Genomic DNA, 25,962 nt, shown 5'->3' on the forward strand with positions numbered 1-25,962 from the left:
GCCCATGCGGCTCAACGACAAGGTGGCCATCGTCACCGGATCAGGGCGTGGCCTCGGCCGCGCGTACGCCGAGGCGCTGGGCGCGGCCGGTGCCGCCGTGGTGGTCAACGACATCGACGCCGACGTCGCCAAGGAGACCGTCGAGGCGATCACCGGCGCCGGTGGCCGTGCCGTCGCCGAGGTGTGCGCCGTCGGCAGCACGGAGTCGGCCGACGCGCTGGTTCAGCGGGCCGTCTCGGAGTTCGGCCGCCTGGACGTGATGTGCACCAACGCCGGCGCGCTGCGCGACCGGACGCTGGCCAAGGTCACGGACGAGGAGTTCGACCTCGTGGTGGACAGCCACGTCCGTGGCACCTTCACCTGCGGTCGCGCCGCGGTCCGGCAGTTCCGTGAGCAGGGCGGCGGTGGCCGGCTGATCCTGGTCGGCTCACCGGCCGGCCAGTACGGCAGCTTCGGTCAGACGGCGTACGCGGCGTCCAAGGCGGCCATCATCAGCATGGTGCGGGTGTGGTCGATCGAGACGGCGAAGCTGGGCGTGACCGTGAACGCGATCGTGCCCACCGCGCTGACCCGGATGGCGGCGACCATCCCGTCGCTGACCGAGGTCGTCGCGGCGGTCGAGGCCGGCGGCCCGGTCCCGGCCGACCTGCGCCGGCGCGGCATCGGCAAGGTCGAGGACGTGGCGCCGCTCGTCGTCTACCTGGCCTCGGACGCGTCGGCCGACGTCACCGGGCAGTACATCGGCTTCGGCGGCGACCGGTTCGCGATCTGGGCGCACCCCAAGGAGGCGTTCGTCACGCATCGCGACGGTGGATGGAGCGCGGATCAACTCGCCGCCGACTTCCCCGGCTTCGCGGAGCACCTGCAGAGCCACCTGCCGCCCCCGAAGTAACCGACGAGAGCCGCCCCAGCTCAGCTGGGGCGGCTCAGCGTGCGGCCGAGATCTTGTGTTCAGCCGAAGTAGAACGCGTGTGAGGCGAGCGAGATCCGGCGGCGCAGCGCGGGGTCGGGCACCAGCTGCGCGAAGGAGTCGACGGCGTCGCGGTAGGTGACCGGGTACCGGGCGCCGATGAACGGGGCGTCGCTGCCCCAGAAGACGTGGTCCGGTCCGGCGGCCCCGATCAGGGTCGCCGCGTGGTCGGCCAGCATGGCCGGGCTGATGTTGAAGCGGTAGCCCGCGGACAGCTTCACCCACACCCGGCCGGTGCCGAGGGCGCGCAGCAGCGCCCTGCCGCCGTCGCCGGTGTAGCCGGCGTCCCGGTCCGGATCGCCGAAGTGGTCCACGACGACCTTCACCCCGGAGGCGGTCAGCCGGTCGAGCACCGGCGGCAACCGGACGCCCTCGATGTTCAGCTCGACGTGCCAGTCGAGGTCCGCGATCCGGAACAGCAGCCGCCGGTACGCCGGGTCGCTGAGATCCGGCAGGTCGGCGAGGCGTCGCCACTGGAAGCGGACGCCCACCACGCCGTCGGCCTTCATCCGTTCCAGGACGTACCGGTCGGTGGTGGGCTCGACGATGACGGTCCCGCGCAGCCGCTTGTGCGCGCGCAACGCGGCGATCGTGTAGTCGTTCAGATCGCCGAGCAGGCTCATCGCCGAGAGCACGCCGTAGTCGACGCCGTGCTCGTCCATCATCGTCACGAACGTGTCCGCCGTCAGCTCACCCTCGGGCCGGGTCCACGCCCGTGCCGCGAGTGGTAGCGCACTGGTGAACAGATGGACATGAGTGTCCACAAGAGGCACCTCGCCGTCGCCGGCAGGCGTCAGGTCGCCCGGCACGCCGCGAGTCATGGCGTCGCGATGCGGTAGAGCGAGGCCGCCGTGCCGCCGAGGACCAGGGCGGCGTCCCGGCTGGACAGGCCGGACACCGACTCGCGGGCGATCTTGACCATGTCCTCGTAGGCGCCGGGGGTCTGGGTGACGTCCGACCCCCACAGCACCCGCTCGGCCCCGAACCGGGAGACGAGCCATTCGACCACGACCGTCGGCGAGATCCCCGCGGCGATGATCCGGGCGAAGTTGAGCGTCGTCACCTTGATGTGGACCTGCGGCAGGTCCGCCAGCGCGAGCAACCCGTCGGCCCCCGGGTAGGGAGCGTCACGGTCGGTCTCGACGCTCGCGATGTGGTCGAGGATCACCGGCACGCCGGGGAACTCGCGGGTCACCGCGTCCAGCGCCCGCAGGCTCTCGTCGCGGTTCCAGCGGTAGATGTGCAGGCACATCGACAGCCCGAGCTCCTCGGCCTGCCGCCACACCTGGCGGGCGGACGAGCCGGCGAACCAGTCGGTGCCGGGCGTGCCACCGTGCTGGTTACCGCCCGGCGAGGTCAGCCGGACGGCCACGGCGCCGCGCTTCGCCCAGTGGCGCACGTTCTCCGCCGCGTCCGGCGCCTGCGCGTCGAGCACGCACATGGCGGCCAGCCGGTCGGGGTGCCGCGTCGCCGAGTCCACCACGTAGCTGTTGTCGTAGCCGTACACGTGCGCGCGCTGGACGGCGACCGCGCCGGACAGCTCGTTGTCGCGCAGCGCGGCGAGCAACCGCTCCGCGGTCATCGGATCGTTGCGTACGGCCTCGCTGACCGAGCCGCCGGGCGGGTTGAACGGGTAGGCGGGGTCGTTGGTCACCAGGTGCGCGTGTGCGTCGATCACGTTCAATGGATGCGCTCCCAGGTGAGGATGGGGGTGGGCGGCCGGCCGGGGGTCCGCTCGGCGCGCAGGATCAGCCGGTCCCCGTGGACGACGGCGAGGCGGACCAGCTTGGCGCCGATCCAGTTGGGGTAGATGGCGGCTTCGACCTGGTGGATGACCCGGTCGCCGGACCATTCGTAGCGTCCGGCGTACGCGCCGTAGGTCCGTACGGCCTCGAGCTTCTCCGCGTCGGTGGCCCAGCGCCAGTTGTCCGAGCGCAGGCGCGGCCGGTCGCCGGCCATGTACTGCACCGACATGTGGCCGTCGGCGCCGTAGATGAGCCGGCCGAGCGGGTGGTCCCCGAGGGGGCGAGCGCCGTCGTCGGGCTCGCCCTCCATCACGTAGTCGACGAGCTGCCAGGTTCCGATGATCACGAGGTGGCGCCGATCTGCTCCCGGAACGCCTGCGCCATCGTGTGGGCGGTGCGGGCGAGCATGGTGGCGTCGTTGCCCATGATGAGGAACTGGTGGCCGAGGGCGGCGGCCCGGACGGCCGACGGCGCGTCCACGCAGGCCGCGCCGCAGGGCTTGCCGGCGGCGGCGGCCGCGGCCCGCGCCCGGTCGAGTGACTCCTTGACCACGGGGTCGGTCACCCGGACCCCGAGGGAGACGGACAGGTCACCGGCGCCCAAGAACACCGCGTCGACCCCCGGCACGGCGAGGATGCCGTCGGCGGCGTCGATGGCGGCCGGGCTCTCCAGCTGGGGGATGCAGACGACGTCCTCGTTGCCGACCCGGATGTACTCGTCCCGGCCGGTCAGCCCCCACCTGCCCGCGCGGCTGGTGCCGCCCGCGCCCCGGTTGCCGAGGGGCGGGAAGCGGGTGGCCGCCACCACCCGTTCGGCGTCGGCCACCGAGTCGACGTGGGGGACCAGGATGCCCCGCGCGCCGGCGTCGAGGACCCGCTGGATCGTCGAGCCCTGATGGTCGGGCACGCGGACCAGGGGGTCGACGCCGTAGGCGTTGGCGGCGCTGATCATCCGGGCCGCGAGGGTGAGATCGAGGGGGGCGTGTTCGAGGTCGATGACCACGAAGTCGAATCCGGCGCTGGCCATGATGTCGACGCTCTCGGTGGTCGCCAGCTTGATCCAGGTGCCGATCCGGGGCGTCTGGGCGGAGGCGGTAGCGAAGAAGGTCATGCGGTCGTCACGTGCTCCGGGGCGGGGTACTCATCGGCGTTGAGCACCCAGCCGGCCTTGGCGGAGAAGTCCGCGCGCGGTGGGCTGAAGATGTCGATGAGCATGTGCACGCCCTCGCCGACCGCCTGACTGGTGTGCACGGTGGGCGGCGGGATGATCGCCACGGCGGGGCTCCCGACGGCCGCGTGCTCGTCGGCGCGCCACTGCGAGCGCTTCGACGTCCAGGGCGTCCGGACATGGTGGATGTAGTCACCGGCGACGGTCAGCGAGCACTGCTCGAAGTCGTCGTGGTGGTGGGGGGAGAGCCGGTCGGGGTCGCGCGGCCCGTCCTTGGGGTCACCGAAGTTGACCATGAAGGCGCTGGACCGGAAGATCCGGCCGAACCGGCCGGGCCGCAGCGGGAAGTCGGCGTTGCGGTAGACGCGCAGGCGGTGGCCGGCGGGCGGGTCGGGCCACGGCTCCAGCAGGGCGACGCGCGGGTGGTCCTCGGCGTACGTCGCGGCGTTGCCGCAGCGCGCGAGCACGTCGGTGGTCCGGACGTCGAACAGGCGGACCACGTCGCCGTCGCCGTGGCCGGTGACGGCGCTGTCGCCGGGCGGCACGATGACGACGCCGCTGCCGGACACCTTCTGGCTCTCCGCGCCGGCGCTCACGTCGATCGTGACGTCGTCGTGGGGGAGGACGATGACGTACTCCTCCTTCTGCGCGGCGGCGTCGCGGGCCAGCGTGTCGCCGGAGACCAGGCGGGTGAAGGCGAGCACGAAGTTCTGGCCGCGTACGTACCAGGTCTTGCTGCCGAGGTCGGAGACCTCGTCGGGCGGCAGCGCCAGGAACTCGTAGGTGGCCAGCGCGGCGATCGGGGCGTGCGGATCCGTCGTGCTCGTGTTCGTGTTGAGCGCGGCGCGCGGATCGGTGGGGCTGTACATGTGATTCGTCCTTCGGTCAGTCGTCCAGGCCGAGCAGGTACGACGGGTTGACGCGGACTATCTGCCGCAGGTCCTTTTCGGGCAGCCCGAGATCCAGCAGCGCGGACCCGACGCGGATGAAGGAGTCGACCGGCATCGGGCGGCCGACCTGGCCGAGGTCGGAGGCGAGCACGGTGTGCTCCGGCCCGATCCGCTCGATCCAGTCCATCAGCACCTCAGGACCCCACCGTACGTTGGCCACTTCGGGGTCGTACATGCTGGTCTCGTGCTCGATGTAGGCGCCGAGTTCGATGAAGTCCCGGCACTGGGCCGGGTCGGAGCCGATCACGAAGTTCGGATGGCTGACGATCAGCCGCCGGACCCCGGCGTCGCGCGCGGCGGTGAAGACCTCGCGGATGTCGTCGGGGGCCATGTGCCCGGCGGACAGCAGCGCGCCGGTCTCCGCGATGACCTCGATGACCTGGCCGACCTCGGGGATGAGCGCGCCGTCCGGGCCGCGCACGTCCACCTGGGTCGTGGTCAGCGGGATCGTCGGCTTGGGGAAGCCGCCGCCGCGGTTGTGGTGGTCGACGTGCGCACTGGAGGAGATGGTGGGGAACCAGACACACCGTCCGCCCATCCGCAGGCACATCTCCACCGCGTACGGGTTGATGCCGCCGACCTGGTTGTTCAGCGCGATGCCGCCGTAGACGGCGGTGCGCACGCCGGACAGTCGTTCGCCCATCGCGAGCAGGTCCATCACCGTGTTGTGATGGTGGGACTTGGCCAGGAAGGCGCGCATGCCCAGCCGTTCGCCGTCCTTCGCGGCCTGGACATGGTCGAACTTGCGCGGCAGCGGGTTGGGCCCGGAGTGGCAGTGCAGGTCGACAAGGCCGTGCAGGACTCGCTCGATAGCGGGTCGGGTCATCGTTGTTCCTCCTGCGCGGTAGCCACCGGCCAGGGCGCGATGACCCTTGACAGAAACACCGTCACGATAGCATTGTTACAAATTACGGACTTACTGTACGATAAATGCGACTCGCTGTTCTGACAAGTACTTGTCCCGGCGAGATGTCCAGCGCGATGACCTGCGCTGTCGCTCGAACCCGATTGGGGGCCACGTGCCGGAGGCGACCTATACCTGGGCGGAGATGATGGCGATCTCCATCTCGCACGAGATGGCCGACGGGGCCTTCGGCTCCGTGGGCGCCGCATCGCACATCCCAGCCGCCGGGCTGCGCCTGGCGCAGCTCACGCACGCGCCCAACCTCTCCTTCTTCTGTGGAGGCAGCGGCGCGATGAACCCGAAGATCCAGCGGTTGACCGAGTCCTCGGCCGACTACCGCAACCTCGTGACGAGCGAGTATCACTTCAGCCTCGACGACGTCGTGGACTTCGAGACGGCGATGCGCTTCGACTTCGCCTTCCTCGGCGGGATGCAGATCGACAAGTTCGGCAACCTGAACATGGCCATGATCGGTGACTGGGACAAGCCGAAGGTGCGCGGACCCGGCACCATCGGCCTGATCTTCACCGGCGGCTTCAAGACCAGCTACATCTATACCCAGCACCACACGCCGAAGATCTTCGTCGACAAGGTCGACTTCGTCAGCGGCGCCGGCTGGCTGGACGGCGGCGACGCCCGCGCCAAGGTCTACCGCCCCGAGTCCGACGGCCCCCGGCGGGTGTTCACCCCGTTGGGCGTGTTCGACTTCGAGCCGGAGACCAAGCGGATGCGCGTGCTCAAGGTGCACCCGTGGAGCAGCATCGAGAAGATCCAGGCGGCGACCGGCTTCGAGCTGCTGATCGCCGACGACGTGCAGACCGTCGGCGCGCCGAGCGAGGAGGAGCTCACCCTGCTCCGCACCCAGGTCGACCGCGACGGTGTGCTGCGCCGCTACCCGTCCGTGGCCTGAGCGCCGATGAGCTTCCATGATCGGTACGTTGTCGCCGACGGCTGCACGACCCACTACCTGGAGGCCGGTGACGGCCCGCCGCTGATCCTCCTGCACGGCGGCGAGTACGGCGCCTCGGCCCGGCTCGCCTGGGAGAACTGCATCCCGGCGCTGGCCGAGCACCACCGCGTGCTGGCGCTCGACTTCGTCGGCTTCGGGCACAGCGACAAACTCCGCGACTTCGGCGGCGGCCAGCGCCGGCTCATGCGCCGGCAGGTCGCCGGCGTGCTGCGCACCCTGCGCATCGACTCGGCGGACTTCATCGGCACGTCCCTCAGCGGGCGGATGCTGCTCGACGTCGCCAACCGGCCGGCGCCCGAGTGGCCGATCCGGTCGATGGTCGTGGTGGGCACCGGCCTGGCCGCTCCGGTGGCGGCGGCCCGTGCCGTGCTGGAGGACTTCGACGGCACGCTCGACGGCCTGCGCCCCTCGATGGACGTGCTCTTCCACGACCCGCGCTGGAAGAACAGCGAGGACTACCTGCGCCGCCGCCATGAGTACTGCATGGTGCGCGGGGCGTGGGAGACCGCTGCGGCGGGCAACCTGCGGGCACCGGGACGTGACGGCGAGGGACGGCCGCATGTGCGCCCGCCCGCCCGCGACTACAGCCGCATCACCGTGCCCACCTTCCTCATCCGGGGCCAGCACGACCGGTTGGTGCCCCCGCTGACCTGGCAGGAACTGGCGGCCCAGATCCCGGGCGCGCGGACCGAGACCATCTGTGACAGCGGGCACTATCCGCAGATCGAGCGCGCCGGCGAGTTCGTCGAGGCCGCGCTCGGGTTCCTCGCCCGAACGAAGGCGGAGGCGTGATGGCCGACGTATACCTGGAGTCCGACGGCGACGGCCCGGCGGTGCTCTTCCTGCACGGCTCCGGCGCGTCAGGAGCCGTCTGGAAGCCGGTGCTGGCGGAGCTCCGCGAGCGCGGGACCCGCTGCCGCCGGCTCGTCGCCGACCTGCCGGGGCACGGCCGCTCCGGCCATCGCCAGGATTACTCGCCCGAGGGCTACGCCGACGCGGTGGCCGCCGCGCTCACCGGCGTCCAGGACCCGGTGACCGTCGTGGGCCACTCGCTCGGCGGGATGATCGGGATGGCCCTCGCCGACGGGACGCGCGGCCTCACGGTCGTGTCCCTGGCGGTGGTCGCGATGAAGGTCGCCTGGACCGAGGAGGAGCTGACCCGGCGAGCCGTCGGGGCCGGCCGGCCGGTCCGGGTCTTCGCCGACCAGGAGCAGGCCCGCGAGCTGTTCGGACGGGTGTCCGGGATGACCGGACCCGCCTTCACCGACGAGGATCGCGGCAGCGGGGTCACCGCCCGCGACGACGGCTACGGACTCTCCGGCGACCCCGGCATCGCCAAGTCCGGCCCGGCCACCGGTCCCGAGCTGGCCGCCCGCATGCGCCGGGTGACCTGCCCGGTCGAGCTGGCCTGCGGCGACCACGACCCCGGCATCAAGCCCGCGGACATGGCCGAGGTCCTCGGACACCCGGTCACCGTGCTGCCCGGCGCGGGGCACAACGTCCACATCGAGCGCCCCGACCTCATCGCCGACCTGGTCGAGCGGGCGCTCGACCGCTGACGAACGGACACCCATGCGAATCGAGAACCTGCTGCGGCAGAACGCGGTACGACGAGGCCCGCTGCCCGCAGTCATCTGCGACCAGGCCCAGCTGTCCTGGGCCGAGCTGGACATCGAGACCAACCGGTTGGCCAACGCGCTGATCGGGCTCGGATACCGCGCGCAGGAGAGGGTCGCGCTGGTGATGTCCAACTGCCATCACATCGTGACGGCCTTCCACGGCGCGTGGAAGGCCAACCTGGTCACCGTGGGGATCAACACCCGGTTGACCGCCCCCGAGATCGCCCGCATCCTCACCCACTCGGGCGCCTCCATCATCATCTGCGACACCCCCGCCGCGGTCGAGGCGGCCAGGCAGGTGCCGGGCATCCGCGGCATCTACACCATCGGCCTGGGCGACGACGAGCAGGGGTCGTTCGTGCACCTGGTCGCCTCGGGCGACCCGGGCGAGGTGCCCGTGACGGGCACCGGCGACGAGCTGCGCTCGCTGCGCTACACCAGCGGCACCACCGGCGCGTCCAAGGGCTGCATGGCCACGCACGACCAGCAGCTCGCCAGCACGGCCAACTACCTGTGCGAGGTCAACGTGCCGCGCGGCGGCCCGACCTGGATCTCGGTGCCGCTGACGCTGGGGGTCGGCGCGTCCTACGTGACGACCACCGCCTACCTCGGCGTCCCGCTGCTGCTGCGCAGGCGCTTCGACCCGGCCGCGTTCGTCGAGGACATCGACAGGTTCGGGGTCGAGCACGCCTTCCTGGTGCCGACCATGCTGGTCGACCTGGTCCGCGCGCTGCCCGACCTCGACCTCACCCGCGCGAGCGCGCTCAAGCTGGTGGGGTACGGCGGCGCCTCGGTCTCCTGGAGCCTGATCAGGTCCCTGGCGGAGGCGCTGGACCTGGACTTCTATCACGCGTTCGGGGCGACGGAGGCGGGTGGATTCGTGGCGTTGCTGACCCCGGACGACCACCGGAACTTCCTGCGCACCGAGGCCGCCTCCATCGTCCCGGTCGGCAGGCCGGCCGCGTTCGCCGAGGTCAAGATCTTCGACACGGAGGACCGCGAGGTGGCCGTCCGGGAGACCGGCGAGATGCGGATCCGCGCGGCCAGCGTGTTCTCCGGCTACTGGAGCCAGCCGGAGGTGACCCGCGCGGTGCTCAAGGACGGCTGGCTGCGGCTCGGCGACATGGCCTGGCGGGACGAGCGCGGCTACATCTATCTCGCCGACCGGGCGCAGGGCGTCATCCGGTCGGGGGCGCAGAACGTGTACGCCGGCGAGGTCGAGGCGGTGCTGCAGGCCTGCCCCGGCGTCGCCCGCGCCGCGGTGATCGGCGTGCCGCACGAGCGGTTCGGCGAGTCGGTCAAGGCGCTGGTGCAGCGGGCGCCCGGCGTGGAGCTGACGGAGCAGCAGGTTCTCGACTACTGCGCCGAGCGGCTGGCCGGTTACAAGCGGCCGCGCGAGGTGGAGTTCGTGACCGAGTTGCCGGTCGACGAGGGCGGCAAGATCAGGAGGGCTGAGCTGAAGCGCGTCACTGGGACGCACCTGCTCGGCGAGGTGACGACCGGCGGCGACGCCGGTCCGGCTAAGGAGTTCAGGCGATGAGCGCGAACAAGGTGACGACCCCCGAGGAGGCGGTCGCCGGCATCCCCGACGGAGCCACGATCGCGCTGGGCGGCGTGCACTCCCACAACGGCCCGATGGCGCTGGTCAACGCGCTGATCCGGCGCGGGGCCAGGGATCTGGAGCTGATCCCGACGCCCAGCGCGGGCGCGCCGGTGGACATGCTCATCGCCGCGGGCTGTGTGCGGAAGCTGCATGTGTCCTATGTCGGGCTGGAGTTTCTCGGCATGGCGCCCAACTACCGCCGGGCCGCGGAGAGCCAGTCGATCGAGATCGTCGAGGGCGATGAGGCGTACATCGTCTACGGCTTCCGCGCCGGCGCGAGCACGCTGCCGTTCCTGCCGCTTCCCCCGCTGTACGAGGGCACCGACCTGCCCAAGGTCAACAAGGCCATCAAGACGACGACCGACCCCTACACCGGACGTACGGTGACCACGGTGCCCGCGCTGCGGGCGGACTACGGGCTGTTCCACGCGCAGGTCACCGACCGTAAGGGCAACACGCAGATCTTCGGCCAGCGGCGGTTCGAGGACGTGATGGCGAAGGCGAGCGACCACGTCATCATCAGCTCGGACGAGATCCTGGACGAGTACGCTCCGGCCCCGGATCCGCGCCTGGTGTCCATCCCGGGCGCGATCGTGGACATCGTCGCCCACGCGCCCTACGGCTCGCATCCGCTGTCCTCGCCGGGGCACTACGCCTACGACCGGGAGCAGTTGGTGGAGTACCGCGACTTCGCCGCCCAGGACCGGACCAAGGAATACCTGGACGAGTACGTGTACGGGGTCAAGGACCACCAGGAGTATCTGGAGAAGGTGGGCGCCCGGCGTCTGCTGGGTCTCCAGCAGACGTTCCGCTGAGCGGGTCCGGTCACCCGGGGGCCTACCAGGAGTAGGCCTCCGGCGCGGGTCCCGGGCCGGGGAAGATGGCGTCCAGGCGGTCGAGCGTCTTGTCGTCCAGGGACACCTCGAAGGCGTGGGTGGCGGCGTCGAGCTGGGCCAGGGTGCGCGGCCCGATGATCGGCGCGGTCACGCCGGGCCGGCCCAGCAGCCAGGCCATCGCGACGTCGGCGGGGTTCTCGCCGAGTTCCTCGCACAGGTCCTCGAACTCCTGGATGGCGGCGCGGTGCCGGTCCAGCTTGATCAGCCGCTTGCCCCGGTGCGTCGCCACGTTGGCGCCGGGCAGCGGCGTGCCCATCTTGTTCTCCCGCTCCTTGCGCAGGATGCCGCCGAGCAGGCCGGCGTCGAGCGGCGACCAGGGCATCATGCCGACGCCGTAGTGCGCGCAGGCGGGCAGGACCTCCAGCTCGGCGGTGCGTTCCAGCAGGTTGTAGATGGTCTGCTCGCTGACCAGGCCCGGGTGTCCGCGCCGGGCGGCGGCTTCCTGCCCGCCGGCGATGTGCCAGCCGGGGTGGTTCGAGGAGCCGACGTAGACGATCTTGCCCTGGGTCTTGAGGACGTCCATCGCCTCCCAGATCTCGTCCCACGGGGTCGATCGGTCGATGTGGTGCATCTGGTAGATGTCGATGTAGTCCGTGCCCAGCCGCCGGAGCGACGCCTCGCAGGCGCGCCGGATGTGCAGGGCGGACAGGCCGAAGTTGTTCGGCCAGGTGGACATGCGGCCGTACAGCTTGGTGCTGAGCACCGTGCGCTCGCGGCGGCCGCCGCCGGTGGCCAGCCAGCGGCCGATGATCTGCTCGGTCAGGCCTTCGCCGAACTGCCAGCCGTACACGTCGGACGTGTCGATCAGGTTGATCCCCAGCTCGTGGGCGTGATCCATGATCTGGAACGCGTCCTCCTCGGTCGTCTGGGTGCCGAAGTTGTCCGTGCCGAGGACCAATCGGCTGATCGTCAGACCGCTGCGACCGAGGTGAGTGAACTCCATGGGATCTCCAGATTCCATTTATCGGACGATGAGTCCTATATTTGAATTTTGATGGTAGCGTTCAGGTGCAGATGAGGTAAAGAGCGCTGGTCCGGCAGGCAGTCACGGTTCTTCGTACCTGAATCGGCCGCATGTGTACCTGGGCCGCGGCACAGATCTGGCCCAAGGAGACTCCTCGATGAGCACAAAACTGTCCGAGTACGTCGCCATCGCGGAGCCGCCGGCCGCGCACAGCTTCGCCGGAGGGGTCCTGCGCGGCGGCGGCGGGGCGGTCTTCACCACCTCTCACCCGGGCGACGGCTCACTGATCGCGGACGTCGAGGCGGCCACGGCCGAGTTCGTCGACGAAGCCGTCGCGGGCGCCGTCGCGGCTCAGCCCGCCTGGGCGCGCACCTCCCCGCACGAACGCGCGCGGATCCTGCGCACGGCCGCCGACCTGATCGAGGCGCGGGCCGCACGGCTCGTCCACCTGGTCGCGCTGGACAACGGCAAGACGCTGGCGGAAGCGCGGGGCGACGTCTTCGTGGCGGCGGCCCACCTGCGTGCCGCGGCGGGGTGGGCCGCCACCCTCGAAGGCATCACGCTGCCGGCGGACGGCTCCACCCTGCGGATGGCCTTCCGGGAGCCGGTGGGGGTGGTGGCGGCGGTCATCCCGTTCAACACCACGTTCATGTTCGCGGCGCAGAAGGCCGGGCCGGCGCTGGCGGCGGGCAACGCGATCGTGATCAAGGCGCCCGAGCTCAGCCCGCTGGCGGCGCCCGTGTTCGCCGAGATTCTCACCGCCGCCGGCCTGCCCGACGGTCTCCTCCAAGTGCTCCAGGGCGCGGGAGAGGTCGGCCGCCGGCTGGTCGAGCATCCCGGCGTGAGCATGGTGTCGTTCACCGGCAGCACCGCGGTCGGCCGGCAGGTGATGGGCTCGGCGGCGGACGGGATGAAACGGGTGCTGCTGGAGCTCGGCGGCAAGTCCGCGAACATCGTCTACGCCGACGCCAACCTGGACGCCGCCCTGCACGCCACGGTCGGCGGCATCTTCCGCAACGCCGGCCAGCGCTGCTTCTCCGGCTCCCGGCTCCTGGTCGAGGAGTCGATCGCGGACGCGTTCGTCGCGCGGGTCGTGGAGGTGGCGCGCTCGATCCGGGTCGGTGACCCGTTCGCGCCGGACACCCAGCTGGGCGCGCTCATCTCGGCCGGCCAGGCCGCCCGGGTCCGCGCGATGATCGACACGGCGGTGGAGCAGGGCGCCCGCGTCCTGGCCGGCGGCGATCGGCCGCCCGGCGCCCATCCCGACGGCGCGTTCCTCGCCCCGACCGTGCTGGAGATCCCCGCGGACCTGCCGCGCGTGCCCGACATCGTGTACGACGAGGTCTTCGGGCCGGTGCTCACGGTGCAGCGGTTCAGCGGCGCGGAGCAGGCGGTCGCGCTCGCCAACGACTCGCCCTTCGGCCTGGTCGGCGGCTGCTGGACCCGTGACCTGGACCGGGCGCTGACCACCGCCAGAGCCGTCCGCTCCGGCTATTTCTGGATCAATTCCTACGGGGCGCTGGCGCTGGACGCCCCCATCGGCGGCGTCGGCCTGTCCGGGGTCGGCCGAGAGCTCGGCCGGGTGGGCCATGAGGCCTACACGGAGCTCAAGACGGTGATCGTGGACACCGCCGCCGCCGACGCGCCCCGCTGGTACTGACCTTCAGCCGACTCGATCCGAGGAGTGAGCCATGTCCGAGCACTACCGAGGTGCCGTCGTCCGAGAGGCGCACGGGCCGCTGACCTTCGAGGACATCCCGCTGCGGGACCTGACCGGCGACGAGGTGCTGATCAGGGTCACCGCCTGCGGGCTGTGCCACAGCGACGTGCACTTCATGCACGGCACGTCGGGGACGGACTTCCCCTACCTGGTCGGCCATGAGGTGGCCGGCGTCGTCGAGGCCCTGGGGCCGGACGCCACGGGCGTCGCGCCGGGCGAGAGCGTCGTCGTCGCGCCGATGGTGGCCTGCTGGGAGTGCAAGCACTGCCGTTCCGGACGGCCCGAGGCGTGCGCGTCGAAGCTGCCGCGCCGGCCGAAGGTCGGCCTCGGCGACGGCGTCGCCGCGACCCCGGTGCTCGGCGTCGGCGGCCTGGCCGAACGGGTCATCGTGCGCGCCAGGCAGGCCATCGCGATCGACCCGAGGGTGCCGCCGCCCATCGCCGCGCTGCTCGGCTGCGGCGTGCCCAGCGGCTTCGGCGCGGCGGTCAACACCGCGGAGGTCGGGCCGGCCGACGACGTGGTGGTGATCGGCTGCGGCGGGGTGGGAATCGCGGCCATCGCCGGGGCCGCGTACGCGAGGGCACGGCAGATCATCGCGATCGACACCAATCCCGGCAAGCTCGCCGTCGCCGAGCGGTTCGGCGCGACCCACCTGATCGACGCGTCCAAGCAGGACCCGGGCGACCGCGTACGCGAGTTGACCGACGGCCTGGGCGCGGACGTCGTCCTGGACGCGGTCGGCGGGCCCGCCACCTTCGCGACGGCAGACGGCCTGCGGGCCGCAGGCTCGCGGCTGGTGATCGTCGGCGCCCCCAAGCAGGGGGACATGGCCGAGGTGCCGATGCGGCGGCTGTTCCTGACCGGAGGGTCGATCCGGGTCTCCATCTGGGGCGACTGCGTCGCGGCCCGGGATCTGCCGCTGCTCGCGAACCTCTATCTGGCGGGCAGGCTGCCGCTGGACGAGTACGTCTCGGGCACGTTCGGCCTCACCGACGCACAGGAGGGGTACGACCGGCTGCTGGCCGGAGAAGCGCTGCGCAGCGTGGTCGTTCCCTGAGGTCGTAGTTGACAAGTTGACATCCACGGCCGGACAATCAATTCAAATTCCGGACTACTTGTCCGATAATTGACACACACTGAGGATCAGATGATGGCGACAGCCGATCTCCGCGCACCGCGCTCGCTCAACCACATCGCCTATCCGACGTGGGACTCCCAAGCCACGCACGACTTCTACACCGAGGTCCTCAAGTGCGAGCTGCTCACCGCGATCCAGCTGGACGAGGTGCCTTCCAACGGAGCCCGCACGCCCTACCTGCACACCTTCTTCGGCCTGGGCGACGGCAGCGCCATCGCCTTCTTCGAGGTCGACGACATGCCCAACCCCGGCCCTGACTCGGTGCCCTCCTGGGTGCGGCACATCGCGCTCAACGTCGACTCGATGGAGGAGCTCGACGAGTGGAAGGCGCACTTCGCGGCCAAGGGCGTGGAGACGGTGGGCATCGTCGACCATGACGGGGTCTGGGAGTCCTTGTACATCTTCGACCCGAACGGTGTCCGGATCGAGCTGACGTTCCAGACGCGCTCTCTCAACGACGCCGACGCGCGAGCGGGCGCCGAGACGCTGCGGAAGTGGACCGCGCGCGGGTAGCGCACGGCCCCGCCGATCCCACACCTGCCCCATCCGCGCTGATCAGGAGCCGCCCCGTGCTGTCCCGCGAACTACTCCCCATACCGATGACACCTGGCGGACGCCTGGACATCAACTCCGGTGTCGCCAGACTGAGCGGGAAGATCTGGGCCACCCTCTGGAAGGACGATCTCCGGCCGCCGTCGACGGCCGTGCTGATCGTCCACCCGGCATCCAACTTCATCGGTCATTACGCGCTGGAGGAGCTGGCCGCCCGCGGGGTGGCCGCGGTCGGCCTCGCCACCCGCTACGTCGGCAACGACTCCGCGCTCATCATGGAGAACTGCCTCCTGGACATCGGCGCGGCGATCCGGCACCTTCGCGAGCTGGGTTACGAGCGGGTGATCCTGGTCGGCAACTCCGGCGGCGGCGGGCTCGCCGCGCTCTACCAGGCGCAGGCGGAGAACCCGACCATCACCCACACCCCGGCCGGCGACCCCGTCGACCTGGTCGGCGCCGGGCTCATCCCGGCTGACAAGATCGTCATGGCCATGGCGCACCCCGGCCGGGCGATCGTCTACACCGAGGGCCTCGATCCGGCCATCACCGACGAGCACCGGCCCTTCGACCGGGACGCCTCGCTCGACATGTTCGACCCGGCCAACGGCCCGGCGTACGGCGAGGAATTCGTCGAGCGTTACCGCCTCGCCCAGATCGAGCGCAACCGCCGGATCACCGCCTGGGCCACCGAGCAGCTCGAAGCGCTGCGCGGGCACGTCCGCGAGACGGCGACCGGGGAGAAGGTGGCGCCCGACGACCTTCCCTTCGTCGTGCACGGCACGGCCGCCGACCCGCGCTTCCTGGACCTGACCCTCGACCCGTCCGACCGGCAGGCCGGCACCCTGTGGGGCAGCCCCTGGGCGGCCAACTTCCGGCCGGCGTCACTGGGCCACCTCTCCAGCCTGCGGTCCTGGCTGAGCCAGTGGAGCTACGACAACAGCCGGGCGAACGCCTACGTGGCCCTGCCCGAGGTGCAGGCGCCGGTCATGGTCGTCTACGGATCAGCCGACTGCGCGGCCTTCCCCAGCCACGCCCGCACCATGTACGACGCCGTCACGCACGACAGGCGTGAGCTGGTCGAGATCAAGGGCGCGGACCACTACTTCCAAGGTCGCCCCGATCTGGCCAGGATCATGTGCGACCACATCGCCGAGTGGAGCAAGTGATGGGCATCATCGACGTGGCCGTGGTCGGCGCCGGCCCGGTAGGGCTCACCGCCGCTCTCGCGCTGGCCAGACGGGGCGCGTCCGTCACCGTCTTGGAGGAGAGCGACCAGCTCAGCAAGGAGTGGCGGGCCTCGACCTTCCACCCGCCGACGATCGAGATCGCCCGTGACCTCGGTGTCGTCTCCACGATGCTGGAAGCCGGCATCGTCGCGCGGAAGTACCAGGTGCACGACCGCCGCGACGGGCTGATCGCCGAGTTCGACTTCGGCATGCTCGCCGGAGAGACCGCTTATCCCTTCAGGCTGCAGCTCGAACAGTACAAGTACACTCAAATCATCAAGGACGCGATCAACGAATCCGCCGCCCCGGTCGACGTACGGCTGTCCACGGGTGTGGTGGGAATGAGCCAGAACGAGGACAGCGCGCTGCTGACCACCACCTCGGGAGAGCAGATCGCGGCCCGCTGGGTGCTCGCCGCCGACGGCGCGCGCAGCACCATCCGCAAGGCGCTCGGCAGCTCGTTCGAGGGGCTCACCTACGAGCATCGCTATCTCGTGCTGAGCATCGACTATCCGGTGGAGACGCTGCTGCCGGGGATCTGCGACGTCAACTACATCGCCGACCCCGTCGAGCACCTGCTGATCCTGCGGGTGCCGGACGTCTGGCGGATCGTCGTCTCGGTGCCGCCGCACGTCACCTCCGAAGAGGCCCTGTCCGACCAGTACGTCGCGGACCGGCTGCGCGGCGTCTTCGGCGACCACCCCGAGCTGCCGCTGCGCGAACGGAAGATCTACTCCGTGCACCAGCGGGTGGCCGACACCTTCCGCCGGGACCGGGTGCTGCTGCTCGGCGACGCCGCGCACGTCAACAGCCCGATGGGCGGCATGGGTCTCAACGGCGGCATCCACGACGCGTTCGACCTGTCCATCCAGCTCAGCGCGGTGCTCCGCGGCGAGGCCGGCACGGACGTGCTGGACGCCTGGGCGCACCGCAGGCGCAAGGCCGCGGTCGAGGCGGTGCAGGAGCTCACGCACCGCACCACCACCGCGATGGCGGAGCAGGACGAGTCGGAGCGGCGCAAGTTCCAGCTTCAGATGTCGGAGATCGTGGCGGATCCGCTGCGGGCCCACGACTGGATGATGGACGCCGCGATGATCTCCAACGTACGCGCCCACGACCTGCCGCCGCGGGCCGGATGACCGGCGTACCGAAGGAGATCTGATGGACTTCGAGCTGAGTGACGAACAGCGGGACATCCGCGACACCGTGCGTGCGTTCGTCACCAAGGAGATTCTTCCGCTGGAAGAGGACTTTCTCCGGCTGGTGCGTGAAGGCGGCGCGCGGCTGCCCCGGGACGAGGAGCGCCGGCTGCGCGCCAAGGCGCGCGCGTTCGGCTTCTGGGGGCTCAGCACGCCCGAGGAGTACGGCGGGATGGCGCTCCCCGCGGTCACCCAGTCGCTGATCAACGTCGAGCTGGCGAAGACCTGCGTGCCCTTCCGCTTCGGCGGCGAGGCCGACAACATCCTGTACGGCGCCGACGCGGCCCAGCAGGAGGAATACCTGAAGCCGACGATCGAGGGCGAGCGCCTCGGCTGCTTCGCGCTGACCGAGCCGGGCGCCGGGTCGGACGCCGGGGCGATCAGCACCTACGCGCGGCGGGACGGCGACGACTGGCTGATCAACGGCGAGAAGACGTTCATCAGCAACGGCGACGACGCCGACTACGCGATCGTCATCGCGCTGACCGACCGGGACAAGGGCGCCCGCCACGGGGCGACCGCGTTCCTCGTCGACCGGGAGGCCGGCTGGACCTCCTCGCGCATCAGCACGATGGGCAGCTGGCACCAGCCCGCCTCCCTCTCCTTCGACGACGTACGGGTGCCGGCCGGCAAGGTCCTCGGCGAGGTCGGCGGCGGGTTCGAGCTGGCCATGCGCTGGGTCGGCAAGGGCCGCTACGTGATCTCCGCGCAGTGCGTCGGCATCGCCGAGCGCTGCCTGAAGATGGCGGTGGACTACGCCGGCCTGCGCGAGACCTTCGGCCGCAAGATCGGCCAGAACCAGGCGATCCAGTGGATGATCGCCGACTCCGAGACCGAGCTCGAAGCGGCCCGCTGGCTCGCCCTGCGCGCCGCATGGGACGTCGATCGGGGAGCCGACGCCAGACACGCCTCGGCCATGGCGAAGCTCTTCTGCACCGGAATGGTCGGCCGTGTCGTGGATCGTGCGCTCCAGATACACGGCGGGATGGGTTACACCAAGGAGCTTCCCCTAGAGGGGTGGTATCGCGCCGTCCGTGCGATGCGCATCTTCGAAGGCACCGACGAGGTGCAGCGGCTCATTCTCTCGCGCGACCTGTTGCGCGGTCATACCCGAATCGGAGGCCACCTTGCCTGAGACCACCTTGCCTGACTCCACTGGGCCCACCGCACAGAAGATGAGCATCGCCGTAGCCCTGCGCGCCGCGGCGGAAGGCGCGGGCGACCGGCCCGCGATGATCCAGGGCGACCGGAAGGTCGGCTACGCCGAGCTGGACGCCCGCTCCTCGCGGCTCGCCGGGGTCCTGGCGGAGCGCGGGGTCGGCCCCGGCTCGGTCGTCGCGATCTCGCTGTACAACTCGTTCGCGTACCTGGAGATCATGTACGCGGTGTTCAAGCTGGGCGCGCAGCCGGTCAACATCAACTACCGCTACCTCGCCCCCGAGCTGCACTACGTGCTCAACTACACCGACGCGGCGGCGTTCGTCTATGACACCACCCTGGCCGCCCAGGTCCAGCAGATGGACGGCGAACTCCCCAAGCTGGGCCTGTTCCTGGAAGCCGGCTCGGCCGCCGAGCCGGTCGCGCCGGCGGTGTCCTTCGAGTGGGCGGCCGAGCACGGCCCGGTCCACGAGGAGATCAACACCGACTCGCCGCACGGCATCATCCTGCTCACCGGCGGCACGACCGGCCGCCCCAAGGGCGTCATCTGGGACCGCGACGGCCTGCTCGGCATCATCTCGTCGGTCTTCCGCCAGCACGACCTCCCGGTGCCGGAGACGCCGAGCGAGGTGCGGGCCGCCGTCCGTGAGCTGCACGAGAGGAACCTCACTCCCATCGTGCTGCCGATGTCGCCGCTCATCCACGGCACCGGCCTCATGCAGACGCTGCGCAGCCTGTACGGCGGCGGCACGATCTGCTTCTGCACCTCCAAGTCCCTCAACGCGGACGAGGTGTGGCAGACCGTCCAGCAGCACGCGGTCACCGACATGGTCATCGTCGGCGACGCGTTCGGCCGCCCCCTGGTGGACTCCCTGACCACCGCCAAGAGCGCCGGGCAGCCGTACGACATCAGCAGCCTGAACCAGATGACCAGCTCCGGCGTCATCTGGAGCGCCGACGTCAAGCGCGAACTGCTGCGGCACGGCGACGGCCTGGCCCTGGTCGACAACATCTCGGCCTCCGAAGGCGGGCCGTTCGGGCTGGCCGTGGCGCGCACGGAGGCCGACGTGGCGGACGGGCGGTTCATGCTGGCCTCCGTCGCCCGCATCCTGGACGAGAACGACCAGGACATCAAGCCGGGCACCGGCCAGATCGGCATCCTGGCCAGCGCCGGGGCGCAGCCGGTCGGCTATCTCAAGGACCCGGAGCGGACGGCCAAGGTCTGGCGGGTCATCGACGGCGTCCGCTACTCGGCGCCGGGCGACCTCGCCTCGCTGGACGCGGACGGCAAGCTGATCCTGCTCGGCCGGGGCGACGGCGTGATCAACACCGGGGGCGAGAAGGTCTTCCCGGAAGAGGTCGAAGAGGCGCTGCTGACCCACCCGAAGATCACCGACGCGGTCATCGTCGGCGTGCCGGACCCGCGCTGGGGGCAGATCGTGGTCGCCGTCGTCGCCCCGGCGGACGCGCTCGCCGACGTCGAGGACGAGACGCTGAGCCGGCACGTGAGCGACAGGCTCGCCGGCTACAAGCGCCCGCGCCGGATCGTCCGGGTCGACTCGCTTCCCCGGAGCCCGGCAGGCAAGATCAACCGTGCGTCCGCTCGTGAGCTGGCGGTCAGCCAGGTGAAAGCAGAGGAGACAGCGTCGTGACCGGCATACCGTTCCCGATCGAGCAGGGCCATGTACGGGCCTTCGCCCGCGCCCTGGGTGAGGACGCGGACGTGATCGCGCCCACCTTCCCGATCGCCTTCGCCCAGTTCGACCCGGACTGGGGCCTGCGGATGCGGCCCGGCGTGCCGTGGAACGGCTCCGGCGCCGGGCCGGGCCAGTCGTCCGGCGGCGCCGGCGGGCTGCACGCCGAGCAGGAGTTCGAGTACTTCCGCCCGATCCGCGTCGGCGAGACGCTGACGGCCGTCAAGCGGGAGGGACGGACGTGGAGCAAGACCGGCGGGCGCGGCGTCCTCAACTTCGCCGAGCGGCACGTCGACTTCTTCGACGACGATAAGGAGCTGGTCGCCCGCTCGACCACGGTCTCGGTTACGGTCACCCCGAAGCCGAAGACCGACGACGACACCCCGGAGGCGGGCCGATGACCGTGGCAACCGACCAGCAAGTGCGCAAGGTCGTCGTGACGGACCTCAAACGCACACAGATCGTGATGTACGCCGCCGCCGGTGGCGACTTCAACCCACTGCACACCGACGAGCCGTTCGCCACCCAGATCGCCGGCAACCCGACCGTCATGGCGCACGGGATGCTCACCATGGGCCTGGCCGGCCGCGTGCTGACCGACTGGTTCGGGCACGAGAACATCCGGCGTTACCGCGCCCGGTTCAAGGCGCCCGTCTGGCCCGGCGACACCATCACCGCGACGGCGACCGTCACCGCGGTGGAGACGGTCGACGGGCAGCGGCGCGCCGAGCTCACCGTCTCGGCGGTGAACGCCTCGGGCGTGGAAGTGCTGTCCGGCAGCGCCACCGCGATCGTCGCCGACGAAAGTGCGGTGGCGTGATGGACATCGCCGCGCTGGATGCGATCGACGTGCACACTCACGTGCAGATATCGGTGCATGAGGCGCCGGAGTCGGGTGACAACGACAAGTTCTCGGCGATGGCCGACTACTTCAAGGCCGGTGCGGTCCGGAAGTTCACCGTCCCCATGATCGCGGAGTACTACCGCGAGCGGAACATGGCGGCGATCGTCTTCGGCGTCGACGCGATGCACGTCAGCGGCCGGGAGCAGACCCCGACCAACGAGGAGATCGCGGAGCAGGCGGCCCTGCACAGCGACGTGCTCATCCCGTTCGCGAGCGTCGATCCGCATCGCGGCGCGGCGGGCGTGCGGGCGGCCCGGCGGCTGGTCGAGGAGTACGGCGTCCGCGGCTTCAAGTTCCATCCCACCTCGCAGGGGTTCTTCCCGAACGACCGGATGGCCTACCCGCTGTACGAGGTCATCGCCGAGCACGGGCTCACCGCGCTGTTCCACACCGGCCAGACCGGCGCGGGCGCGGGCACCCCGGGCGGCGGCGGGCTGCGGCTGAAGTACTCCAACCCGATGCACATCGACGACGTGGCCGTCGACTTCCCCGACCTGCAGATCATCCTCGCGCACCCGTCGTTCCCCTGGCAGGACGAGGCGCTCTCGGTCGCCATGCACAAGCCGAAGGTGTACATCGACCTGTCCGGGTGGTCGCCGAAGTACTTCCCGCCGCAGCTCGTGCAGTACGCGAACACGCTGCTCAAGGACAAGGTGCTCTTCGGCTCGGACTTCCCGATGATCACGCCGGAGCGGTGGCTGGCCGACTTCGCCAAGATCGCCATCCGGGACGAGGTCCGGCCGAAGATCCTCAAGGAGAACGCGGCCAAACTCTTCGGACTCACGTGACGGCACTCAGCAGGACAGCGCTCGCTTAGGACAGTGCTCGGTTAAGGAGGTCGCGATGCATTACACCGGTCCCTTCGATCGGACGGTCGACGTGGTCGTGCTCGGTCTGGGCGACGCCGGTGCGGTCGCCGCGGTGACCGCGCACGACGAGGGCGCCGAGGTGCTCGTCATCGAGAAGCAGGCGGCCGGCGATCACCGGCCCAACAGCCGTTACGCCGCCGGCTTCTTCCTCGTGCCGCAGGACGTGGACGGCGCGGTGGAGTACCTGTCCGCGCTGTACGCGGTCAACGGCGAGCTGCCCTTGATCGAGCCCGACCTGATCCGCACCTGGGCGGAGGAGACGGCGGCCAACCCGGACTGGCTCGACCGGCACGGCGGCAAGTACCTCAAGCTGGACATCCGTGGCGAACACCCCTCCCTGCCCGGTCACGAGTCGATCAGGGTCTACAAAGCGCAGCCCACGAGCGGTCCCGAGGGCTACACCGGCTGCCCGATGCACGGCTTCCTGCGGAGCCTGGTCGCCGAGCGCGGCATCGAGATCCGGTACGGCACGGCGGCCAAGTGGCTGCTCACCGACTCGCGCGGCGCGGTCATCGGGGTGCAGACCGAAGGCGCCGACGGGGTCGAGCGGATCGGCGCACGTCGCGGCGTCGTGCTCGCGGTCGGCGGCTTCGAGGCCAGCGACCGGTTGAAAACGCAGTACCTGCCGGTCACTCCGGTGCATTTCTACGGCACCGAGCACAACACCGGAGACGGCATCACCATGGCGGCCGAAATCGGCGCGGAGCTGTGGCACATGAATGTCTGGCCGGGGCATTTCGTGGCGCGATTCCCCGAGGCCGGATACACCGGCGGAACGGGCATCGACCTGTGGGGATCAGGCCGGTTCGGACCGGCCGAGGGCGTGCGGCCGCCCGGGTCGATCTTCGTCGACGGGTCGGGCCGGCGATTCATCGGCGAGCCCGGCAAGCAGCACGCCGCCCATCTGTCGCTTTTGGCGATGGACGCCGATCAGCTCACTTACCCCCGGATTCCGACGTGGTGGATATTCGATCAGACCCGCTTCGATCGGGCGACGCTGGTCCCCACCTACTCGGGCCCCACCGGGCCGGTGCAGGACTACACCTGGAGCGAGGACAACGTGGCCGAACTGCGGCGCGGCTGGATCCAGTCGGCAGGCTCGATCCCCGAACTGGCCCGCGCCTGCGGACTCGACCCGGTCGCGCTGGAGCAGACGGTCGCCCGCTACAACGAGCACTGCGCGGCGGGCGTCGACGCCGACTTCGGCCGCGATCCCGGCACGCTGACCCCGCTCGGCGGTGACCGCTATTTCGCGGTTCCGCTATGGCCGGGGGGCTCGCATACCGTGGGAGGGCCGCGCCGTGACGCGAAAGCGCGGGTGGCCTCGATTCACGGCGGTTGGATAGACAATCTCTACTCCGCTGGTGAGCTAGGATCCTTGCACGGTCTGCTTTATCCGACAGGTGGCGGCAGTATCGCCGAATGTCTCGCGTTCGGCCGGATCGCCGGGCATAATGCCGCAGCCGACCAGACTGTCGGGAGTTGACTCTCATGCGACAAATGACATTGGGCCTCAGCAATATCGGCATAGTGCGCGTTGTGAAAACCGACAGCGGTAGGGATGGCTTGACGTGAGCACTGGTGATCGCGCCGGGGACGGCGGGAGTCAGGGCAACGGGTCCCAGACCTTGGATCGGGGCCTGAAACTGCTGGAGCTGCTCGCCGTGGAGGACCGCGACATGACCGTCGCGGAGCTGGCCACGTCGTTGGGCATGCACCGGCAGGCGGTCTATCGGCTGCTCACCACGCTGCGCAACCACCGCCTGGCCGCCGAGGGCAGCTCGGGCCGTTACCGGCTCGGCCTGGGCGTCATCCAGCTGGCCAGGCAGGCCAACCCGCAGTTGCGGCGCGCGGTCGTCCCCTACCTGCGGACGCTGGCCGAGGAGCTCGGCGTCACCACGCAGTGCGTCGTGTCGGAGGGAGCCGACGCCGTGGTGCTGGCGGTCGTCGAGCCGTCCGACGCGGTCTTCCACCTGTCCCAGCGCAGCGGCGCCCGGCATCCGCTCGACCAGGGGGCCAGCGGCCTGGCCATCATGCTGGCCCGGCCGCCCGAGGCCGACGACCCGCCCGGGGTCGTCGAGGCGCGCGAGCGCGGCTACGCGGTATCGCGCGGCAACCTGACGCCGGGCGCGGTCGGCATCGCCGTGCCGCTCTACGACGGTGACGGGCAGTCGCTCGAGGCGAGTCTCGGCATAGTGTCGATGGTCGACCTGGACGTCGAGCGCACCGCCAAACGCCTGCTCGCCACCGCGGAGCAGATCACCGCCCGGGAATAGCCGGTCAGAGCCACACCCGCACGGCGAGCAGCGCGACGAGGACGACGACGATCACCCCGCCGATGAGCACCTTCCCCAAGGTGGGGACCAGCGTCTGAGAGCCCAGCTGGTACGTCCGGCGACCGCTGCCGTCGTCGCCCGTGGCGGCGGTCACCCGGTCGAGGCCGGCCCGGACGCGATCGGCGATGGGCCGGCCGGTCAGGTTCAGGTCCCGCAGCATGCCGTTCGCCAGCGCGCGGAGCAGCGCCGCGTCCGTCCCCCGCCCGCTCTCGGCCACGATCGCGAGCTGGAACGGCGGGGGCGGATGGCCGATCTCCCGGAAGATCTCCTTGATGTCGGCCGAGGTGAGCTGCGCGCGATGGCCCATCACGAGCACCTGCTGGTAGTAGTCGACGCTCTCCTCGGCGGAGCAGCTGGAGTCGATCGCCTCGATGAGATAGCGGTGCCGGGGCAACGCGCGGGTGATGGACTCCATGACCCGCGGATCGGCTACCCGGGCGCGCACCTTCGTCTCGGTCAGCACGATGTCCAGCACCTTGCGGTTGCGGGCCCGCACGGCGACGCGTCGCCGGCGAAGTGCTCCTTCACCAGCGCGTCGTGCATGTCTCGCCTGGTGATCGCCCCCGCGCTGCGGTCGATCACCTCGTAGTCGTCCAGGCTGGCCGGCTGCTTGCCGAGGGTCGCCCAGTGGGGGGTCAGCCGTACCATCAGCCGCTCCTCATCGTCCCGGGACGGAGCATGCGGCCGAGCCACAGCACCGGCTCCATGACGTTGATCGGGCGGATGTCGCCCCGGATCGTCAGCTTGCCGTTCGGGTTGTGGATGACGTTGAGGAAGTCGTCGGGGTCGAAGCGGCCCCGCTCGTCGATGTACATGCCGACCGCCGAGGTCACGAAGTATCTGATGCGGTCGGCGTGGAAGTTCGCCTCGATCAGGTCGAGGATCATCTCCGCGTTGTAGTCCCAGGCCTCCCGGCACAGCAGTCGGAAGAAGTCGCGGACCCGCTCCTCGGGCACGTGCGGGATCCGCAGCGCGTCGCCGGGATCGCGTTCGGTGAACCCGCCGTTCACCGCCCTGCCCAGCACGTTCGGGTCGTCGTACTTCGTGATGCAGACCGCGATGTAGTGGGGGAGTTTGCCGTCCGGGTACTCGTCGCCGGTGAGCAACTGCCCGGCGATCTCCTGCAGCGCGGCGTCCAGATGCCGGAAGGCACCGCCGACGCGGCTCTCCTCTCCTTGTCCGGATCGAACATTTGACGTGCTCCTCCACATGAATGTGGAGGATTCCTGTGCTGCTTACGCAGCAGCTCGCGGCGCGGGTGCGGGCGAGACTGTGGGACAGGATGCTTGACGCTTCACAGGCCCCGGTATCCCGGAGTCTCCACGTCCTGTGACCGCCCATCCGGCGGCTGAGTTGTACCGGTGAAGCTGGTTTCGGG

The 25,962-nt window shown here is 70.4% G+C and carries 28 protein-coding genes; 18 read left to right on the top strand and 10 right to left on the bottom strand.

The window, feature by feature from the left end:
- The first annotated feature begins 4 nt into the window (after nucleotides 1-4).
- Nucleotides 5-892 carry an SDR family NAD(P)-dependent oxidoreductase gene (locus IEY87_RS09410; RefSeq protein WP_189138081.1) on the top strand — a complete coding sequence of 296 codons (888 nt, stop codon included), beginning with the start codon at nucleotides 5-7 and terminating at the stop codon, nucleotides 890-892.
- 59 nt (nucleotides 893-951) lie between these two features.
- On the opposite strand, the gene IEY87_RS09415 is transcribed toward IEY87_RS09410, so the two are convergent.
- From IEY87_RS09415 to IEY87_RS09440, 6 genes are read right to left on the bottom strand one after another with little or no spacing between them, the layout of a single operon-like run.
- Nucleotides 952-1,734: an amidohydrolase family protein gene (locus IEY87_RS09415; RefSeq protein WP_229699311.1), complete on the bottom strand. Its 783-nt coding sequence runs from the start codon at nucleotides 1,732-1,734 to the stop codon at nucleotides 952-954.
- Nucleotides 1,735-1,787: 53 nt separating this feature from the next.
- A complete protein-coding gene (locus IEY87_RS09420; protein WP_189138083.1) occupies nucleotides 1,788-2,648 on the bottom strand; it encodes an amidohydrolase family protein in 861 nt (286 codons plus the stop codon).
- Between the two features lie 2 nt (nucleotides 2,649-2,650).
- Nucleotides 2,651-3,061, bottom strand: a complete 411-nt coding sequence (locus tag IEY87_RS09425; protein WP_189138084.1) for a lipocalin-like domain-containing protein — start codon at nucleotides 3,059-3,061, stop codon at nucleotides 2,651-2,653.
- Nucleotides 3,058-3,825, bottom strand: coding sequence for an HpcH/HpaI aldolase family protein (locus IEY87_RS09430; RefSeq protein ID WP_189138085.1), 768 nt, complete (start codon nucleotides 3,823-3,825; stop codon nucleotides 3,058-3,060). The genes IEY87_RS09425 and IEY87_RS09430 overlap by 4 nt, the downstream gene beginning before the upstream one ends.
- On the bottom strand, nucleotides 3,822-4,751 hold the full coding sequence (locus tag IEY87_RS09435; protein WP_189138086.1) for a cupin domain-containing protein: 930 nt from the start codon (nucleotides 4,749-4,751) through the stop codon (nucleotides 3,822-3,824). The genes IEY87_RS09430 and IEY87_RS09435 overlap by 4 nt, the downstream gene beginning before the upstream one ends.
- Before the next feature lie 16 nt (nucleotides 4,752-4,767).
- Nucleotides 4,768-5,658 (bottom strand): DUF6282 family protein, encoded by an 891-nt coding sequence (locus IEY87_RS09440; RefSeq protein WP_189138087.1) that lies wholly within the window; start codon nucleotides 5,656-5,658, stop codon nucleotides 4,768-4,770.
- A gap of 193 nt (nucleotides 5,659-5,851) precedes the next feature.
- Here IEY87_RS09440 and IEY87_RS09445 point away from each other — a divergent pair, with 193 nt between their 5' ends.
- Genes IEY87_RS09445 through IEY87_RS09465 form a run of 5 tightly spaced genes read left to right on the top strand, consistent with a single transcriptional unit; the run spans nucleotide 5,852 to nucleotide 10,743 of the window.
- Entirely contained in the window at nucleotides 5,852-6,646 is a 795-nt protein-coding gene (locus IEY87_RS09445; RefSeq protein WP_189138088.1) for a CoA-transferase subunit beta, read from the top strand.
- 6 nt (nucleotides 6,647-6,652) lie between these two features.
- Entirely contained in the window at nucleotides 6,653-7,498 is an 846-nt protein-coding gene (locus IEY87_RS09450) for an alpha/beta fold hydrolase (protein ID WP_189138089.1), read from the top strand.
- Nucleotides 7,498-8,265 (top strand): alpha/beta fold hydrolase, encoded by a 768-nt coding sequence (locus tag IEY87_RS09455; protein ID WP_189138090.1) that lies wholly within the window; start codon nucleotides 7,498-7,500, stop codon nucleotides 8,263-8,265. The genes IEY87_RS09450 and IEY87_RS09455 overlap by 1 nt, the downstream gene beginning before the upstream one ends.
- A 13-nt stretch (nucleotides 8,266-8,278) precedes the next feature.
- The gene (locus IEY87_RS09460) at nucleotides 8,279-9,865 is read left to right on the top strand and encodes a class I adenylate-forming enzyme family protein (protein ID WP_189138091.1); all 1,587 of its coding nucleotides are present in this window, start codon (nucleotides 8,279-8,281) and stop codon (nucleotides 9,863-9,865) included.
- Nucleotides 9,862-10,743, top strand: coding sequence for a CoA transferase subunit A (locus IEY87_RS09465; RefSeq protein WP_189138092.1), 882 nt, complete (start codon nucleotides 9,862-9,864; stop codon nucleotides 10,741-10,743). Before IEY87_RS09460 ends, IEY87_RS09465 begins: the two co-directional genes overlap by 4 nt.
- 22 nt (nucleotides 10,744-10,765) lie before the next feature.
- Here the strand turns inward: IEY87_RS09465 and IEY87_RS09470 are convergent, their stop codons facing one another.
- Complete coding sequence (locus IEY87_RS09470; RefSeq protein WP_189138093.1) at nucleotides 10,766-11,767, bottom strand: aldo/keto reductase; 1,002 nt, start codon at nucleotides 11,765-11,767, stop codon at nucleotides 10,766-10,768.
- 178 nt (nucleotides 11,768-11,945) lie between these two features.
- Here IEY87_RS09470 and IEY87_RS09475 point away from each other — a divergent pair, with 178 nt between their 5' ends.
- The 12 genes from IEY87_RS09475 to IEY87_RS09530 all read left to right on the top strand — a co-directional run bounded on the left by IEY87_RS09475 (nucleotide 11,946) and on the right by IEY87_RS09530 (nucleotide 24,524).
- Nucleotides 11,946-13,448, top strand: coding sequence for an aldehyde dehydrogenase family protein (locus tag IEY87_RS09475; RefSeq protein ID WP_189138094.1), 1,503 nt, complete (start codon nucleotides 11,946-11,948; stop codon nucleotides 13,446-13,448).
- 31 nt (nucleotides 13,449-13,479) lie between these two features.
- Nucleotides 13,480-14,565, top strand: coding sequence for an alcohol dehydrogenase catalytic domain-containing protein (locus IEY87_RS09480; RefSeq protein WP_189138095.1), 1,086 nt, complete (start codon nucleotides 13,480-13,482; stop codon nucleotides 14,563-14,565).
- A gap of 93 nt (nucleotides 14,566-14,658) precedes the next feature.
- Entirely contained in the window at nucleotides 14,659-15,159 is a 501-nt protein-coding gene (locus tag IEY87_RS09485) for a VOC family protein (RefSeq protein ID WP_229699312.1), read from the top strand.
- 86 nt (nucleotides 15,160-15,245) lie between these two features.
- Nucleotides 15,246-16,364, top strand: a complete 1,119-nt coding sequence (locus IEY87_RS09490; protein ID WP_225277725.1) for an alpha/beta hydrolase — start codon at nucleotides 15,246-15,248, stop codon at nucleotides 16,362-16,364.
- Nucleotides 16,364-17,563, top strand: a complete 1,200-nt coding sequence (locus IEY87_RS09495; protein WP_189138098.1) for an FAD-dependent oxidoreductase — start codon at nucleotides 16,364-16,366, stop codon at nucleotides 17,561-17,563. Before IEY87_RS09490 ends, IEY87_RS09495 begins: the two co-directional genes overlap by 1 nt.
- A gap of 19 nt (nucleotides 17,564-17,582) precedes the next feature.
- Complete coding sequence (locus tag IEY87_RS09500; protein ID WP_225277732.1) at nucleotides 17,583-18,758, top strand: acyl-CoA dehydrogenase family protein; 1,176 nt, start codon at nucleotides 17,583-17,585, stop codon at nucleotides 18,756-18,758.
- A gap of 40 nt (nucleotides 18,759-18,798) precedes the next feature.
- Nucleotides 18,799-20,433, top strand: coding sequence for an AMP-binding protein (locus IEY87_RS09505; RefSeq protein ID WP_189138100.1), 1,635 nt, complete (start codon nucleotides 18,799-18,801; stop codon nucleotides 20,431-20,433).
- Complete coding sequence (locus IEY87_RS09510; protein ID WP_189138101.1) at nucleotides 20,430-20,876, top strand: FAS1-like dehydratase domain-containing protein; 447 nt, start codon at nucleotides 20,430-20,432, stop codon at nucleotides 20,874-20,876. The genes IEY87_RS09505 and IEY87_RS09510 overlap by 4 nt, the downstream gene beginning before the upstream one ends.
- Nucleotides 20,873-21,295, top strand: a complete 423-nt coding sequence (locus IEY87_RS09515) for a MaoC/PaaZ C-terminal domain-containing protein (RefSeq protein ID WP_189138102.1) — start codon at nucleotides 20,873-20,875, stop codon at nucleotides 21,293-21,295. Before IEY87_RS09510 ends, IEY87_RS09515 begins: the two co-directional genes overlap by 4 nt.
- A complete protein-coding gene (locus IEY87_RS09520; protein WP_189138202.1) occupies nucleotides 21,295-22,167 on the top strand; it encodes an amidohydrolase family protein in 873 nt (290 codons plus the stop codon). Before IEY87_RS09515 ends, IEY87_RS09520 begins: the two co-directional genes overlap by 1 nt.
- Before the next feature lie 55 nt (nucleotides 22,168-22,222).
- A complete protein-coding gene (locus IEY87_RS09525; protein ID WP_189138103.1) occupies nucleotides 22,223-23,734 on the top strand; it encodes an FAD-dependent oxidoreductase in 1,512 nt (503 codons plus the stop codon).
- An 85-nt stretch (nucleotides 23,735-23,819) separates the two neighbouring features.
- On the top strand, nucleotides 23,820-24,524 hold the full coding sequence (locus IEY87_RS09530; protein WP_189138104.1) for an IclR family transcriptional regulator: 705 nt from the start codon (nucleotides 23,820-23,822) through the stop codon (nucleotides 24,522-24,524).
- 4 nt (nucleotides 24,525-24,528) lie between these two features.
- Here IEY87_RS09530 and IEY87_RS09535 read toward each other — a convergent pair whose 3' ends face one another.
- Genes IEY87_RS09535 through IEY87_RS09545 form a run of 3 tightly spaced genes read right to left on the bottom strand, consistent with a single transcriptional unit; the run spans nucleotide 24,529 to nucleotide 25,795 of the window.
- Nucleotides 24,529-25,080 carry a hypothetical protein gene (locus tag IEY87_RS09535; protein WP_189138105.1) on the bottom strand — a complete coding sequence of 184 codons (552 nt, stop codon included), beginning with the start codon at nucleotides 25,078-25,080 and terminating at the stop codon, nucleotides 24,529-24,531.
- Complete coding sequence (locus tag IEY87_RS09540) at nucleotides 25,041-25,232, bottom strand: hypothetical protein (protein ID WP_189138106.1); 192 nt, start codon at nucleotides 25,230-25,232, stop codon at nucleotides 25,041-25,043. The genes IEY87_RS09535 and IEY87_RS09540 overlap by 40 nt, the downstream gene beginning before the upstream one ends.
- On the bottom strand, nucleotides 25,232-25,795 hold the full coding sequence (locus IEY87_RS09545; protein ID WP_189138107.1) for a hypothetical protein: 564 nt from the start codon (nucleotides 25,793-25,795) through the stop codon (nucleotides 25,232-25,234). Before IEY87_RS09545 ends, IEY87_RS09540 begins: the two co-directional genes overlap by 1 nt.
- Nucleotides 25,796-25,962: the final 167 nt, after the last annotated feature.

Source organism: Nonomuraea glycinis, assembly GCF_014646515.1.
Lineage (GTDB): Bacteria > Actinomycetota > Actinomycetes > Streptosporangiales > Streptosporangiaceae > Nonomuraea > Nonomuraea glycinis.

Excerpts from the sequence above, each read along its gene's own strand:
- IEY87_RS09410 (WP_189138081.1), top strand. The coding sequence starts at position 5 with ATGCGGCTCAACGACAAGGTGGCCATCGTCACCGGATCAGGGCGTGGC.
- IEY87_RS09430 (WP_189138085.1), bottom strand. The coding sequence starts at position 3,825 with ATGACCTTCTTCGCTACCGCCTCCGCCCAGACGCCCCGGATCGGCACC.
- IEY87_RS09435 (WP_189138086.1), bottom strand. The coding sequence starts at position 4,751 with ATGTACAGCCCCACCGATCCGCGCGCCGCGCTCAACACGAACACGAGC.
- IEY87_RS09440 (WP_189138087.1), bottom strand. The coding sequence starts at position 5,658 with ATGACCCGACCCGCTATCGAGCGAGTCCTGCACGGCCTTGTCGACCTG.
- IEY87_RS09450 (WP_189138089.1), top strand. The coding sequence starts at position 6,653 with ATGAGCTTCCATGATCGGTACGTTGTCGCCGACGGCTGCACGACCCAC.
- IEY87_RS09455 (WP_189138090.1), top strand. The coding sequence starts at position 7,498 with ATGGCCGACGTATACCTGGAGTCCGACGGCGACGGCCCGGCGGTGCTC.
- IEY87_RS09460 (WP_189138091.1), top strand. The coding sequence starts at position 8,279 with ATGCGAATCGAGAACCTGCTGCGGCAGAACGCGGTACGACGAGGCCCG.
- IEY87_RS09465 (WP_189138092.1), top strand. The coding sequence starts at position 9,862 with ATGAGCGCGAACAAGGTGACGACCCCCGAGGAGGCGGTCGCCGGCATC.
- IEY87_RS09470 (WP_189138093.1), bottom strand. The coding sequence starts at position 11,767 with ATGGAGTTCACTCACCTCGGTCGCAGCGGTCTGACGATCAGCCGATTG.
- IEY87_RS09475 (WP_189138094.1), top strand. The coding sequence starts at position 11,946 with ATGAGCACAAAACTGTCCGAGTACGTCGCCATCGCGGAGCCGCCGGCC.
- IEY87_RS09480 (WP_189138095.1), top strand. The coding sequence starts at position 13,480 with ATGTCCGAGCACTACCGAGGTGCCGTCGTCCGAGAGGCGCACGGGCCG.
- IEY87_RS09485 (WP_229699312.1), top strand. The coding sequence starts at position 14,659 with ATGGCGACAGCCGATCTCCGCGCACCGCGCTCGCTCAACCACATCGCC.
- IEY87_RS09490 (WP_225277725.1), top strand. The coding sequence starts at position 15,246 with ATGACACCTGGCGGACGCCTGGACATCAACTCCGGTGTCGCCAGACTG.
- IEY87_RS09495 (WP_189138098.1), top strand. The coding sequence starts at position 16,364 with ATGGGCATCATCGACGTGGCCGTGGTCGGCGCCGGCCCGGTAGGGCTC.
- IEY87_RS09505 (WP_189138100.1), top strand. The coding sequence starts at position 18,799 with ATGAGCATCGCCGTAGCCCTGCGCGCCGCGGCGGAAGGCGCGGGCGAC.
- IEY87_RS09515 (WP_189138102.1), top strand. The coding sequence starts at position 20,873 with ATGACCGTGGCAACCGACCAGCAAGTGCGCAAGGTCGTCGTGACGGAC.
- IEY87_RS09520 (WP_189138202.1), top strand. The coding sequence starts at position 21,295 with ATGGACATCGCCGCGCTGGATGCGATCGACGTGCACACTCACGTGCAG.
- IEY87_RS09525 (WP_189138103.1), top strand. The coding sequence starts at position 22,223 with ATGCATTACACCGGTCCCTTCGATCGGACGGTCGACGTGGTCGTGCTC.
- IEY87_RS09540 (WP_189138106.1), bottom strand. The coding sequence starts at position 25,232 with ATGGTACGGCTGACCCCCCACTGGGCGACCCTCGGCAAGCAGCCGGCC.
- IEY87_RS09545 (WP_189138107.1), bottom strand. The coding sequence starts at position 25,795 with ATGTGGAGGAGCACGTCAAATGTTCGATCCGGACAAGGAGAGGAGAGC.